This window comes from Cronobacter sp. EKM101R (assembly GCF_963888145.1).
GTDB classification, from domain to species: domain Bacteria; phylum Pseudomonadota; class Gammaproteobacteria; order Enterobacterales; family Enterobacteriaceae; genus Cronobacter; species Cronobacter turicensis.
Genome location: NZ_CAWPHW010000002.1, coordinates 48,051 through 61,779 on the forward strand (window position 1 = coordinate 48,051; position 13,729 = coordinate 61,779).

The following is a 13,729-nucleotide window of genomic DNA, read 5'->3' on the forward strand; positions in this document are numbered from 1 at the left end:
AAGCGGGCGCTACATGCGCCCGACGGTAAGGATATTTTTGGTATCAGTTGCGCTTCGCGCCGGTACGCAGCAGGCCAGAAGCGCTGTCTGAATAGTCGCGCGGCATCTGGACCGGCGCCTGATCGTTGCTGGCTTCCGATTCCGCAAGGCGATTGCGGAACGGGTTGGTCTCTGCGGACATTTCCGGCAGCAGGCTGCTGGAGCTTTTCGCCATGTGCTGATAGAGCTGACGATAGTCATCCGCCATGTTATCCAGCAGTTCAGCGCTGCGGGCGAAGTGGCTGACCAGTTCTTCGCGGTAGTCGTCAAGCTCCGCTTTGTTTTTCTCAAGCTCGTACTGCAAAGCCTGCTGTTGACGTAATTTGCGGTTACCGAAACGCATAGCGACGGCGCCGATAATAATGCCGACGACTAACCCAATAAGCGCATATTCCCAGGTCATGAACATCTCCCGTTGTCTTGTGATTCCGTAGGGTGGTAACGGCGAGGCTTGGTTTCTCGTCTGCGTGCCGTCGACCGGTAAACCCACTATAACCGCTAATTCAGGAGAAGTGGAATCCTGGAGCGGCATGGCGTAGTGTAGAGCGGCCTTTTTTTGGCCAAAATAACGCTGCGGCGAACGTTTTCAGGAAGTAAGAATAATATATGCAGAGCATCTCTCCGACATCGCGCTACCAACAGGCCCTGAAAGAGGGCACCCATCAGCCGGACGACGTCCAGCACGACGCGGTAAATCGTCTGAATCTTATCTGGCAGGCCCTTTCGCAGAAAACCGACGAACCCGCACCGTCCCGCGGCGGCCTGCTGACGAAAGTCGGCAAACTCTTTGGCAAACGTGAAGACGCGGCCCGCGAAACGCCGGTACGCGGCTTATATATGTGGGGCGGCGTCGGCCGCGGCAAAACCTGGCTGATGGATCTGTTCTTTCATAGCCTGCCGGGCGAGCGCAAGCTCAGGCTGCATTTTCACCGCTTTATGCTGCGGGTGCATGAAGAGCTCGCCGCGCTGCAGGGGCAGACCGATCCGCTGGATGTGGTTGCTGACGGTTTTAAAGCCCAGGCGGACGTTATCTGCTTCGATGAGTTTTTTGTCTCTGACATTACCGACGCCATGCTGCTTGGCGGGCTGATGCAGGCGCTGTTCGCGCGCGGCATTACGCTTGTCGCGACTTCCAACATTCCGCCCGATGAGCTGTACCGCAACGGCTTGCAGCGTACACGGTTTCTGCCTGCCATCGAGGCGATAAAAGCGAACTGCGACGTGATGAACGTCGATGCGGGTATTGATTACCGCCTGCGCACGCTGACCCAGGCGCATTTGTGGCTGTCGCCGCGAGGCGAGGAGACGACGCGTCAGATGGACGCGCTCTGGCAGGCGCTGGCGGGCGCGCCGCGTAACGCGGCAGCGGCGCCGTCGCTTGAGATTAACCATCGCCCGCTGCCGACGCTCGGCGTGGAAAACCAGACGCTTGCCGCGTCGTTCGCCACGCTGTGCGTGGATGCGCGCAGCCAGCATGACTACATCGCGCTGTCGCGCCAGTTCCATACCGTGCTGCTGTTTGACGTGCCGGTGATGACCACTTCCACCGAGAACGCGGCGCGGCGCTTTATCGCGCTGGTGGATGAGTTTTACGAACGCCAGGTGAAGCTGGTGGTCTCGGCGGATGCGCCGCTGGAGAGTATTTATCAGGGTGAGCAACTGAAGTTTGAATTCAGGCGTTGCCTGTCGCGTTTGCAGGAGATGCAGAGCGAAGAATACCTCAAACGCCCGCACCTGGCCTGAGGCCTGGCCGCTCCTCTGCGCGCAGGGGAGCGAATCCTTGTACTTTCCTCATAAAAGGGGTCGATCTTTATACTCGACTTCTCTATAATCTTGCGACCCCACGTTACAAGAAAGTTTTTTTCCCGAAACTTTTATGTGCCGAAAACATATCCGAGGGGGTAGGTTTGCGGACTTTGTCGTGTGAACCTCAACTCAATTTAAGCGTTTGGGTGTTCGCCAACGTGTAACTCTATATTTGGGTAAGCTTTTAATGAAAACTTTTACAGCTAAACCAGAAACCGTAAAACGCGACTGGTATGTTGTTGACGCGACCGGTAAAACTCTGGGCCGTCTGGCTACCGAACTGGCTCGTCGCCTGCGCGGTAAGCACAAAGCGGAATACACTCCGCACGTTGATACCGGTGATTACATCATCGTTCTGAACGCAGAAAAAGTTGCTGTAACCGGCAACAAGCGTTCTGACAAAATGTACTACCACCACACTGGCCACATCGGTGGTATCAAAGAAGCGACCTTTGAAGAGATGATTGCCCGCCGTCCTGAGCGTGTAATTGAAATCGCGGTTAAAGGCATGCTGCCGAAAGGCCCTCTGGGCCGTGCTATGTACCGTAAACTGAAAGTTTACGCGGGCAACGAGCACAACCACGCGGCGCAGCAACCGCAAGTTCTGGACATCTAATCGGGATTATGGCAATGGCTGAAAATCAATACTACGGCACTGGTCGCCGCAAAAGCTCCGCCGCTCGTGTGTTTATCAAACCGGGCAACGGTAAAATCGTTATCAACCAGCGTTCTCTGGAACAGTACTTCGGTCGCGAAACTGCCCGCATGGTAGTTCGCCAGCCGCTGGAACTGGTCGACATGGTTGAGAAACTGGATCTGTACATCACCGTTAAAGGTGGTGGTATCTCCGGTCAGGCTGGTGCGATCCGTCACGGTATCACCCGCGCTCTGATGGAGTACGATGAGTCTCTGCGCTCTGAACTGCGTAAAGCTGGCTTCGTTACTCGTGACGCTCGTCAGGTTGAACGTAAGAAAGTCGGTCTGCGTAAAGCACGTCGTCGTCCGCAGTTCTCCAAACGTTAATTCTTTTCTGCTTTTGCAGAATCGTATTGGCGAAAAACCCGGCACAACGCCGGGTTTTTTTATGCCCGGAATTTTTATCTGGCCGCTAATCTACTGAAATCCCGCCCATTTACGGCTATCGGACAAAACCTCTCACCACAAGCTGCGCAAAATCTGGTAAACTATCATCCAATTTTGTGCCCAAATGCTGGTAACTGTTCACGTTTTGTTCGTTTTGCAGACGGAAGAAAGTTCGGCACGGAAGGGTGATTGATAAGGCCAGTCGTGTGTGCGGCTGGTAGCAGTAACTTTCTGAATATACCTGGAGGTTTTCATGGCTGTCGCTGCCAACAAACGTTCGGTAATGACGCTGTTTTCTGGTCCTACTGATATCTACAGCCATCAGGTCCGCATTGTGCTGGCTGAAAAGGGTGTCAGCTTTGAAATTGAGCATGTGGAAACGGATAACCTGCCGCAGGATCTGATTGACCTCAACCCAAATCAAAGCGTGCCGACGCTGGTAGACCGTGAACTGACTCTGTGGGAGTCGCGCATCATTATGGAATATCTTGATGAGCGTTTCCCGCATCCGCCGTTAATGCCCGTCTACCCGGTGGCTCGCGGTGAAAGCCGCCTGTATATGCACCGTATCGAGAAAGACTGGTACTCGCTGATGAACGTTATCGTCAGCGGTTCCGCGCAGGAAGCCGATAACGCGCGTAAACAGCTGCGTGAAGAGCTGCTGGCTATCGCACCGGTATTCGGCCAGAAGCCGTATTTCCTGAGCGATGAGTTCAGCCTGGTGGATTGCTACCTTGCGCCGCTGCTGTGGCGTCTGCCGCAGTTAGGCGTAGAGTTCAGCGGCGCGGGCGCCAAAGAGCTCAAAGGTTATATGACTCGCGTGTTTGAGCGTGATTCGTTCCTTGCTTCGCTGACCGAAGCCGAGCGCGAAATCCGCCTGCAAACCCGGGGCTAAACCTTATGGATATCTCTCAGCTCTCTCCACGTCGTCCCTATCTGCTGCGTGCCTTTTATGAATGGCTGCTGGACAACCAGCTGACGCCGCACCTGGTCGTGGATGTGACGCTGCCGGGCGTGCTGGTGCCGCTGGAGTACGCGCGTGACGGGCAAATTGTTCTGAATATCGCCCCGCGTGCGGTCGGCAATCTGGAACTGGCGAATGATGAAGTTCGCTTCAACGCCCGTTTTGGCGGCGTGCCGCGTCAGGTCTCGGTGCCGCTGGCTGCTGTGCTGGCTATCTACGCCCGTGAAAACGGCGCCGGTACGATGTTCGAGCCAGAAGCCGCTTACGATGAAGAGATGGCGAGCCTGAACGATGACAACAGCGCAGAAGAGCCGGAAACCGTGATGTCTGTGATTGATGGCGATAAGCCTGACGATGCGGATGATAACGGCCCGGATGACGAGCCGCCGCCGCGTGGCGGGCGTCCCGCGCTGCGTGTAGTGAAGTAATTCCTGACAGGCCCTATGGGCCTGTTTTGTTTTCCGCCTGTAGTTTCGCCAGCCCGAAAATCCTGTGATAGGATGAGTAAAGCTGTCACATTTCAATAGCATGCCGCCTATGAATCCATTCGACTCACAATCTAAAAATGCTTCCGACGCTATTGGACATAGTCTTGGGCGCCGTCCGCTGACGCGCAAAAAGCTTTCTGAAATGGTAGAAGAAGAGCTGGAGCAGATGATTCGCCGCCGCGAATTTGCGGAAGGAGAGGCGTTGCCTTCTGAGCGCGAGTTAATGACGTTTTTTAACGTAGGCCGCCCTTCGGTCAGGGAAGCGCTGGCGGCGTTAAAGCGTAAAGGGCTGGTGCAAATCAGTAACGGCGAACGCGCGCGCGTATCGCGTCCTTCAGCGGATACCATCATTAGCGAACTCTCCGGTATGGCGAAAGATTTTCTCTCCCATCCCGGCGGTATCGCTCATTTTGAACAGTTGCGGCTGTTTTTCGAATCCAGTCTCGTGCGCTACGCGGCTGAAAAAGCCACGGACGAACAGCTTGAACGCCTGACCCAGGCGCTGGAAATCAATCGTCAGTCGCTTGCAGACAACGCACAGTTTATCCGCTCGGATGTGGAGTTCCATCGTGTGCTGGCCGAAATCCCCGGCAACCCTATCTTTATGGCTATTCACGTGGCGCTGCTGGACTGGCTTATTGCTGCGCGTCCCGCCGTGCCTGACGGCGAGCTGATTGAACATAACAACATCAGTTACCAGCAGCATATTGCGATTGTTGACGCTATCCGCCGCCGCGATCCTGATGAAGCCGACCACGCGCTACAAACGCATCTCAATAGCGTTTTTGCTACCTGGCAGGCCCTCGGCCAGAAGAAAAAATCCCGTAAATAACGACGATCTTCTCGATCGTTTAGTGAAGCCGATCGCATAACCGCATTCGCAGGGCGATCTGTCGATTATTTGATCTGGTATAACAGGTATAAAGGTATATAGTCATTCTCACTTAACTGATGAGGATGTTCTTATGACCGCTCAATTACGTGGGGTAATGCCCGCACTTCTGACCCCTTTCGACCAGCAGCAACGCCTGGATAAAGAGAGCCTGCGCCGTCTGGTGCGCTTTAACATCAGTCAGGGCATCGACGGGCTCTATGTCGGAGGTTCGACGGGAGAGGCGTTTATGCAAAGCTGCGCGGAACGCGAAGAAGTGCTGGAGATCGTGGCCGAAGAGGCAAAAGGAAAAGTGACGCTAATAGCGCATGTGGGCTGCGTGAGCACGGCGGAAAGCCAGCGGCTTGCGGCCGCCGCCAGCCGCTATGGCTTTGATGCCGTATCTGCCGTTACGCCCTTTTACTACCCCTTTAGCTTTGATGAACATTGCGACCACTACCGCGCCATTATTGCCTCTGCGGACGGGTTACCGATGGTGGTGTACAACATTCCGGCACTGAGCGGCGTCAGGCTGTCGCTTGATCAAATCAGCACGCTGGTGACGCTGCCTGGCGTCGGTGCGCTGAAGCAGACCTCAGGCGATCTGTATCAAATGGAGCAGATCCGCCGCGCGCATCCGGATCTGGTGCTCTACAACGGCTATGACGAGATCTTCGCGTCAGGTCTGCTGGCGGGCGCTGACGGCGGGATCGGCAGCACCTACAACATCATGGGCTGGCGCTATATGCATATCGCGAAGGCGCTAAACGCGGGCGATATCGCTACTGCGCAACAGCTGCAACGCGACTGTAATCAGGTTATCGATCTGCTGATCAAAACGGGCGTCTTTCGCGGCCTTAAAACCGTTCTTCACTACCTGGATGTGATTTCCGTACCGCTATGCCGTAAGCCTTTTGCGCCGGTAGAAGAACAGTATCTGCCAGCCCTTAAGGCGCTGGCCGCTCAGCTACAACAAGAAAAAGCACAGCGGGGCGAATGACCTCCGTCAGGCCTGTTTCTGTCAGGCCTGACCGCGCTTCACTCGGTACCTTACCTAACAGCGTATGGGCACAGCCCATCGCGGGAGCGTCACATGAATACAACGACACAACATATCCCGTGGTATCGCCACCTTAACCGGGCGCAATGGCGGGCATTTTCCGCCGCCTGGTTGGGTTATCTGCTTGATGGTTTCGATTTTGTACTCATCGCCCTGGTATTAACGGAGATTCAGGATGAGTTTGGCCTCAGTACGCTGCAGGGGGCGAGCCTGATCTCCGCCGCGTTTATCTCACGCTGGTTCGGCGGTTTGATGCTGGGCGCCATGGGCGACCGCTATGGACGACGCCTCGCGATGATCTCAAGTATCGTACTCTTTTCCGTTGGCACGCTCGCCTGTGGTTTAGCGTCGGGTTATACCACGCTGTTTATCGCCCGGCTGGTGATAGGCGTTGGAATGGCCGGAGAATATGGCGCCAGCGCAACCTATGTGATTGAAAGCTGGCCCAAGATGCTACGTAACAAAGCCAGCGGTTTTCTTATCTCGGGGTTTTCTGTCGGCGCGGTTGTCGCGGCTTTTGTCTACAGTCTGGTGGTGCCGGTCTGGGGCTGGCGCGCGCTCTTTTTTATCGGCATTTTGCCTATCGTTTTTGCGCTGTGGTTGCGTAAAAACATTCCTGAGGCGCACGACTGGGAGGCGCGTCGTAGCGAAAAGACGCCGGTGCCTACGATGGTCGATATCCTTTATCGCGGTGAGCACCGTCTGATTAACGTTGTATTGACGCTTATCGCCGCGGTTTCGCTCTGGCTCTGTTTTGCCGGTGAGCTGAACAGCGCTCTTATTGTCGCGATGCTCGGACTGATGTGCGCCGGTATTTTCATCAGCTTTATGGTGCAAAGTAGCGGTCCCCGGTGGCCGACAGGCGTCACGCTGATGGTTATCGTGCTGTTCGCTTTTCTTTATTCGTGGCCTATTCAGGCGCTGCTGCCGACCTACCTTAAAACCGAGCTGGCGTACGAACCGGCAATCGTAGCGCGCGTCCTCTTTTTCAGTGGTTTTGGCGCGGCGGTAGGCTGTTGCGTGGGCGGTTTTCTCGGTGACTGGCTGGGTACGCGCAGGGCTTATGTCTACAGCCTGCTTGCCTCGCAGGTGTTGATTATTCCTGTTTTCGCCATTGGCGGCGCGAATGTCTGGGTGCTGGGTCTGCTGCTTTTCTTTCAGCAGATGCTTGGGCAAGGGATCTCCGGCATTTTACCGAAGCTTATTGGCGGCTATTTCGATACCGATCAGCGCGCGGCGGGGCTCGGCTTTACCTATAACGTCGGCGCCTTAGGCGGCGCGCTGGCTCCCGTGCTGGGGGCGTTGATTGCTCAACGGCTGCATCTCGGGGTGGCGTTGTGTTCGCTTTCGTTCGGCCTGACGTTTGTCGTGATTTTGTTGATTGGTCTTGATATGCCGTCGCGGGTGCAACGCTGGCTCCGCCCGGAGGCGTTACGCACCCACGACGCAACAGACGGAAAGCCGCTTAGCGGCGCGCTACCCGCCAGCGGGCGTAAACGCAGCCTGGTCAAAAGTAAAAGTTAACCAGCACCCGGCGGTGCGCCGGACCGTCTAACCTCCGGGAGTGTATATGCCCTTAACTGATCGAACGAATAGCGCCAGCGCCACGCCGGAGGCGCTGGCCACGCGGCCTGAGCCTGGCGGTTTGTGGCATCGCAATACGATGCAAAAGGAAAAGCAATGACCGTACTGGCGATAGACATCGGCGGCACCAAACTGGCTGCCGCCGTGGTTGATGCCTCATTGCGCATCACACATCAGCGGGAAATCCCCACGCCTGCCAGCAAAACGCCGGAAGCGCTCAGCGCAGCGCTTGAGGCTGTGATCTCCCCGCTGAAAGCCTGCGCAGAGCGTGTGGCGATTGCGGCTACCGGCGTGATTCACCACGGTATGCTGACGGCCATCAATCCGGAAAATCTCGGGGGGCTTGCGCATTTTCCTCTGACTGAGACGGTATCGCATCTGAGCGGCTTACCTTGTCTGGCGGTGAATGATGCGCAGGCGGCAGCCTGGGCGGAATACCACGTGCGCAAAGACGCCGTGAGCGAGATGGTGTTTCTCACGGTATCTACCGGCGTTGGCGGCGGCGTCATCATTAACGGGCAATTGCAGGTTGGTCAGGGCGGCCTGGCGGGCCATCTCGGCCATACGCTTGCCGATCCCGATGGCCCCCGCTGCGGCTGTGGTCGTACAGGTTGCGTGGAAGCTATCGCCTCCGGGCGCGCTATCGCGGCGGCGGCCACAGGTATGTTTGCCGGCCTCGACGCCAAAGCAATCTTTGCTAAGGCCAGTGAGGGCGATCCCATGGCAAAAGCGCTCATAGCGCGTTCGGCACAAACGCTGGCGCGGCTGATTGCCGATCTCAAAGCCGTTACCGACTGTCAGCTGGTGGTGATCGGGGGCAGTGTCGGTCTGGCGAACGGTTATTTACCTTTAGTTCAGGAATTTCTCGCGCAGGAGCCCGCGGCGTTTCACACGGCGCTTGCGGCCGCGCATTATCGCCACGATGCGGGCTTAATCGGAGCCGCGCTACTGGCTCAGGGAGCAGAGACATGATTGCAGGTAAGATTCAGAACGTTTATACCGCAGGGCTGCCGCTTGTAATGATTGACGCTATTGCGCAGGCGCTGGCGGCCAACCCGGCGCAGAAAGCGCCCGGGGGTTATGTCCTGGGGGAGCGACTGTTAATGAATGTCATGTGCTTTACGACACAAGCCGCGCAGGAAAAGCGTGCCGAACTTCATCAGGATTACATAGATATTCAGATCTTGCTGGAGGGCGCGGAACAGGTCCGTTATGGCTTCGCGGGCAGCGAGCGGGCGTGTGGCGAATGGCATAAAGAGGATGATTATCAGCTTTGCGCGCGTATTGAGGCAGAGCAGAGGTTGTTCATGGAGCCCGGCATGTTTGTCGTCTTTATGCCCGGTGAACCGCACAAGCCAGGATGCTGTGTCGGCGATGCGGCCGACATCAAGAAAGTGGTATTAAAGCTTCATCGCAGCGCGCTGGAGGCGTAAAAAAGCCCGGTAGTTTTCTACCGGGCTGATTAATGGCGCGTCCCCTGTGCTTACCAGCGATAGTTCACCAGCATATGGCCGGAATAGGCGTTGTAGGAGTTATCACCCCATTCGCTGCTTACGCGGAAGGAAACGGTGGTTGCGTCATTCACCTTACCGCTGACGCCCGTTTCCAGCTGGAAGCGGTTAGACGGCACGTTGGAGTCGAGCGTCTCGTCGTTAAAGTTCAGATCGCTCATGCCGTTGCCGATAAGCCAGTTTACCGCGCCGTAAGGCTGCCAGGCTTCTACGGCTTTCTGGTCCACGTAACTTGCCTTGAGGCCAATACGACCCAGTACCGCGTCATCATCCGGCGTGCTGACGCGCGTGCCGTTATATTCAACGTGGGAATCCTGGTCCAGATTGCTGTAAATGACCTGGCCCTGCGGCTCAAACTTCATGGTGCGCGCTTTCTCTGACGGCACCAGCCAGGCGTGGCCCAGCTCCAGCGAGGCGGCATAGCCCTGGCTGTCATATTTTTCGCCCGGCATATCATCGCCATTCACCTGGCTGTTATACCAGCTGTAAGAGGCCCAGCTGTCGATATAGCTGCCAAGACGCAGATTCTGGTCTTCCTGCCAGGTGGCATAGACCCCGACGTTGTAACCGTTGACGCGACCCTCCGCCGAACGCACATTGTGGCGCGCGTCTGCGGTAGTGTCGCTGTAGCCCGCGCCCAGCATAAAACCGCTGTGCAGCGTGCCGGTAGAGAGATTTTTGCTAAGGAAATCGCTGCCTAACTGCACCACAGCGGAGCGAATCTTATATTTCAGGTTGCTGTCGGCGAAGTTGCCGTCGTTGTACTCGCCTTTGACGTACATCCAGGTATTCAGATCGTCGGCGTCGCGCAGCATCAGCTGATCGCGGTCGTCACGCTTGTGAATAAACATCTGCTGGGCGGCCAGGTAGTTCGCCATGTAGACGCCCGCTTCCGGGCGGTACACTTCCGGAGCCGGTGGCGTATCGCCGCCATTATCACCGTTATCATTGCCGCCGTTATCGCCACCGTTATCATCCGGGTCAGGCGTCGGATCCGGCGTCGGGTCTGGCGTATCGCTGGCTTTCGATTCCAGATACCAGTTGCCGTCGTCATGCTGATAGAGGTCGTATTCCCACATCCCCGCCACGACGGGTTTACCCAGCGTAAAGGATGCGTCGGACGCGCCGCCAACGCTGATAAGCTCAATACCGTTAATGGTCTGCGCGCCCTGACCGCCGATATTCGCCACTTCTAGCGCAGAGCTACCCGCGCTGTCGCCGGTAATGGCCAGATGGTCAGTCGGAGAATTATCTTCGCCTGCCGCGGTGTTCATGACGATGCGGCTGTTCTCATCGCCCGTATAGTTGCCGTTGATGGTAAATGCATTGCCGACGTTGTTACCGCCCGCGATTTGCAGCGTGCCCTGGTTGGTGACGTCGCCATTGATGGTATTGCCTGTTGCCGGGGTAGAGGCATTTTCGTTGCCGCTGATCGCATTCCAGGATGCCAGCACGCCGCCTGCGGCAATCGCCACGCTGTTGTTTACCGTGCCCGCAGAGGCGAACGTAGCGCCGCTCTCAACAGAAATGAGGCCCGTACCGCCAGTGGGCCCCATTACGGCGTTCTCCGCCACAAGCGTCGTACCTGCTTTAAGCGTGGTATCGCCGCTAAAGCTGTTGTTACCGGTGAGCGTCAGCGTACTGGCGTTTTCTTTCACCAGATTACCGGTGCCGGAAATATCGCCCGCAAAGGTATAATCTGCCGCCTGATTAAAAATCAGCGTGCCATTGTTGGTGACGTTGCCTTCCAGTGAGGCGTTATCGCCGCTGCCGGTGCCGATTTGCAGCGAGGCTGCCTCGTTAATCAACGAGGCGCCGCTGTTTTTCACGTCGCCGCCGAGCGTCAGGTTGCCGGTTTTAACGATCAGGCTGTCGCCTGCGCCGGTAAGATCGACATCGCCGGTCAGCGTCCAGTCGCCGCCATCCATGGTGAGCGATTTAAAACCGTCGCCTGCGTTCGCGCCAATAAAATTGCTGTCTTCATTGCCGCTGTCATTAAGGGTAATTGTATTGTTGGCCGAGCCGGTGGTGATGACATCGCCCCCAAGGCTGGAGCCTGCTTTAAGCACCAGCGCATTATTGCCGCCGCTTTCAAAAGAAATAGCGGAACCGCCGCCGGAAATCGTGCCGGTGTTAATGATGGTGACGTTTTTTCCATTGATAACATCAATAGCCGTACCGGTACTGTTAATGGCGCCTTTATTTTCCAGCGTCATCATGTCAGATGTCTGGTCGCTCATATCGATAACAACCGCGCCGCCATTATCATTTTTAATCGTGCCGTTATTAATAATCGACGTTACGCTTTTCCCTTTAACCAGTGCCGCAGGATCGCTGGTTAAGGATGACATCGTTACACCATCGGCAATCACATATTCTTTGTCACCGCTAAAAAAATAGGTGTCTTCGGTATCTTCATCAATATTGGTGACTGCATGCGAGAGAGCAGGCGTAAAGAGGATCATAGCCGGGAAAACACCTGCCATGATCTTTGCTATTCTATTTTTCCTGAATGTTTTAGAAGTATCCATAATTACGTCCAATATAATAATGCGTTGAATTAAGTGTCGGCGTCGCGGCAGCTTATTTCATTGCTCTCGCCAATAACATCCTTTCCGAAAGATACAGAATTTATAAATATAAAAAATGTATGATTTCAGCGTTCTGATTTCATACTCTGTGCATATTGATAAACGCAGTAAATAACTGGCGAAATATAAAGCGTTCGGAAAGGCGTTTTATGGATCCTGAGTCAGTAATCGAACATAAACCGTGCGAAGTAATAAATTAATTCGGAAAGGGAAAAGTCTTTTTCTGGAAATAAAAATGCTTGCTTTATTGATATGAGAAATAAAAAAGGGAAGCGCGAGGCTTCCCTTTAGGTATGTGGGGCTGAACCGTCAGACTTCGAGATAGTTCATGATGCCGTCCGCCGCTTTACGGCCTTCGGCGATAGCGGTCACCACCAAATCAGAGCCACGCACGATATCGCCGCCTGCGAAGATTTTCGGGTTGCTGGTCTGGAAGGCGTTTTCATTGCCTTCCGGCGCAATCACACGGCCCTGCGAATCAAGCTCAACGCTGTGCTGCGCCAGCCATTCCATGCTGTGTGGACGGAAGCCGAACGCCATCACCACGGCATCCGCAGGCAGCACATGTTCGGAGCCCGGCACGATCTCCGCGCGACGACGGCCTTTGTCATCCGGCTCGCCCATCTGCGTGCGCGCCATTTTCACGCCGCACACTTTGCCGTTGGCGTTGATCTCAACGCCGAGCGGTTGCACGTTAAACTGGAACTCAACGCCTTCTTCGCGCGCGTTTTTCACTTCGCGACGCGATCCCGGCATGTTCTCTTCATCACGACGATAAGCACAGATGACGTGAGTCGCGCCCTGACGCACCGAGGTACGCACGCAGTCCATCGCGGTATCGCCGCCGCCCAGCACCACGACGCGTTTGCCTTCCATGCTGATGAACGGCTGCTTTGTATCTTCCTCAAAGCCCATGATCTGACGAGTATTGGCGATAAGGAACGGCAGCGCTTCATACACGCCCGGCGCGTCTTCGTTTTCCAGCCCGCCGCGCATCGACTGATAGGTGCCGACGCCGAGGAAGACGGCGTCATAGTCGCCCAGCAGGTCGTTCATCTGGATATCGCGGCCCACTTCGGTATTGAGCCTGAACTCAATACCCATGCCGGTGAAGATTTCACGACGGCGCGTCATGACTTCTTTTTCCAGCTTAAAGGCCGGGATGCCGAAGGTCAGCAGGCCGCCGATTTCCGGGTTACGGTCGAACACGACCGCTTTCACGCCGTTGCGGGTCAGCACGTCGGCGCACGCGAGGCCCGCCGGGCCCGCGCCGACAATCGCGACGCGCTTGCCGGTCGGCTTCACGCCGGAAAGATCCGGCCGCCAGCCCATTTCGAACGCTTTATCGTTGATATAGCGCTCGATGTTGCCGATGGTCACCGCGCCGAATTCGTCATTCAGCGTGCAGGAGCCTTCGCACAGGCGGTCCTGCGGGCAGACGCGGCCGCACACTTCCGGCAGCGTGTTGGTCTGGTGAGAAAGCTCTGCGGCTTCGAAAATGCGCCCTTCGTTGGCCAGCTTCAGCCAGTTAGGGATGTAGTTATGTACCGGACATTTCCATTCACAGTAGGGGTTGCCGCACGACAGGCAACGATCTGCCTGCGCTTTGGCCTGGCCTTCTGAGAAGGGCTCATAGATTTCCACAAACTCAATTTTACGGATCTTAAGCGGCTTTTTTGGCGGATCAACGCGCTGTAAGTCGATAAATTGGTAAACGTTCTGACTCATCAAT

At 55.9% G+C, this 13,729-nt stretch carries 13 protein-coding genes; 10 read left to right on the forward strand and 3 right to left on the reverse strand.

Annotated elements, in window-relative coordinates; genetic code table 11:
* Positions 1–43: 43 nt before the first annotated feature.
* Positions 44–442, reverse strand: a complete 399-nt coding sequence (gene zapG / locus AACV31_RS03975) for a Z-ring associated protein ZapG (protein WP_007704871.1) — start codon at positions 440–442, stop codon at positions 44–46.
* Positions 443–645: 203 nt separating this feature from the next.
* On the opposite strand from zapG, the gene zapE reads away from it, so the two are divergent.
* From zapE to nanQ, 10 genes are all read left to right on the forward strand, one after another.
* Positions 646–1,782: a cell division protein ZapE gene (gene zapE, locus AACV31_RS03980; RefSeq protein ID WP_165155602.1), complete on the forward strand. Its 1,137-nt coding sequence runs from the start codon at positions 646–648 to the stop codon at positions 1,780–1,782.
* 250 nt (positions 1,783–2,032) lie between these two features.
* Positions 2,033–2,461 (forward strand): 50S ribosomal protein L13, encoded by a 429-nt coding sequence (rplM, locus tag AACV31_RS03985; protein ID WP_002437467.1) that lies wholly within the window; start codon positions 2,033–2,035, stop codon positions 2,459–2,461.
* A 14-nt stretch (positions 2,462–2,475) separates the two neighbouring features.
* Complete coding sequence (gene rpsI / locus AACV31_RS03990) at positions 2,476–2,868, forward strand: 30S ribosomal protein S9 (RefSeq protein ID WP_000829818.1); 393 nt, start codon at positions 2,476–2,478, stop codon at positions 2,866–2,868.
* Between the two features lie 313 nt (positions 2,869–3,181).
* Complete coding sequence (gene sspA, locus AACV31_RS03995) at positions 3,182–3,823, forward strand: stringent starvation protein SspA (protein ID WP_004385111.1); 642 nt, start codon at positions 3,182–3,184, stop codon at positions 3,821–3,823.
* A gap of 5 nt (positions 3,824–3,828) precedes the next feature.
* Positions 3,829–4,320: a ClpXP protease specificity-enhancing factor gene (sspB, locus tag AACV31_RS04000; protein WP_012814994.1), complete on the forward strand. Its 492-nt coding sequence runs from the start codon at positions 3,829–3,831 to the stop codon at positions 4,318–4,320.
* 100 nt (positions 4,321–4,420) lie between these two features.
* Positions 4,421–5,212 (forward strand): transcriptional regulator NanR, encoded by a 792-nt coding sequence (gene nanR, locus AACV31_RS04005; protein ID WP_105537648.1) that lies wholly within the window; start codon positions 4,421–4,423, stop codon positions 5,210–5,212.
* Positions 5,213–5,345: 133 nt separating this feature from the next.
* Positions 5,346–6,251, forward strand: a complete 906-nt coding sequence (gene nanA, locus AACV31_RS04010) for an N-acetylneuraminate lyase (protein WP_105537647.1) — start codon at positions 5,346–5,348, stop codon at positions 6,249–6,251.
* Positions 6,252–6,344: 93 nt separating this feature from the next.
* A complete protein-coding gene (locus tag AACV31_RS04015; RefSeq protein WP_165155604.1) occupies positions 6,345–7,835 on the forward strand; it encodes an MFS transporter in 1,491 nt (496 codons plus the stop codon).
* A gap of 156 nt (positions 7,836–7,991) precedes the next feature.
* Positions 7,992–8,867: an N-acetylmannosamine kinase gene (nanK, locus tag AACV31_RS04020; RefSeq protein ID WP_165155606.1), complete on the forward strand. Its 876-nt coding sequence runs from the start codon at positions 7,992–7,994 to the stop codon at positions 8,865–8,867.
* Positions 8,864–9,328, forward strand: coding sequence for an N-acetylneuraminate anomerase (nanQ, locus tag AACV31_RS04025; RefSeq protein ID WP_165155608.1), 465 nt, complete (start codon positions 8,864–8,866; stop codon positions 9,326–9,328). The genes nanK and nanQ overlap by 4 nt, the downstream gene beginning before the upstream one ends.
* A 50-nt stretch (positions 9,329–9,378) precedes the next feature.
* On the opposite strand, the gene AACV31_RS04030 is transcribed toward nanQ, so the two are convergent.
* On the reverse strand, positions 9,379–11,892 hold the full coding sequence (locus AACV31_RS04030) for an autotransporter family protein (protein ID WP_165155610.1): 2,514 nt from the start codon (positions 11,890–11,892) through the stop codon (positions 9,379–9,381).
* A 414-nt stretch (positions 11,893–12,306) separates the two neighbouring features.
* Entirely contained in the window at positions 12,307–13,725 is a 1,419-nt protein-coding gene (locus AACV31_RS04035; RefSeq protein WP_075199401.1) for a glutamate synthase small subunit, read from the reverse strand.
* Between the last annotated feature and the right edge of the window lie 4 nt (positions 13,726–13,729).